At 53.9% G+C, this 609-nt stretch carries 1 protein-coding gene; it reads right to left on the bottom strand.

The genetic code is table 11. The features are described 5' to 3' along the window. A partial coding sequence (locus tag VU18_RS15355) for a transposase (protein WP_047758419.1) occupies positions 1-609 on the bottom strand: 609 nt, incomplete at both ends.

Genomic DNA, 609 nt, shown 5'->3' with positions numbered 1-609 from the left:
AAAGGCGTTTCAAGCTTTTTTTCTGATGAAGTTCGATGTTGTCCTTCATCCGAATGACAAAGAGCTGATGCTGCTCCACAAATCGATCGAGGCGTTCGATTTTGAAATACGCCCGGTCTTCCACCAGCACTTGTTGAGCGTTCGTCAACTGTTCTCCCACCGGGCCATCATGACGCAGTCCGATGGTTTCCACCACGTCTGCCGGCAACGAGGATTCCGGCGAATACGCGACGTGCAGCTTCACTCCGGCGCGTTCGCCGTGATACGGCGCCCATGGCAGGCGGTTTTTCCCGACCGTGACGGTCGTCGAATCCACCACCCGAAGCGGTTTGGGAAACCGAAGCGAACGGCGGGTTTGGCGGTTGCACTTGGAAATGATCAACGCCAACAAGCGTTTCATGATGTCATAGGGAACGTCTTTCGCTTTCTTGGATACTGTGGAATAATGGAATCGCGGCAATCCATACAGAGGCCCCACATCGGCTCCGTGGCGAAAGCTTTTCCATTGATGCATGGCGGCCAGCAGGAAGAAGTGAATCCACTCGCGCAACGTAAAGGTTCGAGACGAATCACGATCCCCAACCGCTTCGGCAATCAGTTGAATCTCTT

This window comes from Geobacillus sp. ZGt-1, assembly GCF_001026865.1.
Classification (GTDB): domain Bacteria; phylum Bacillota; class Bacilli; order Bacillales; family Anoxybacillaceae; genus Geobacillus; species Geobacillus thermoleovorans.
This window is presented reverse-complemented; position numbering and strand designations above follow the sequence as displayed.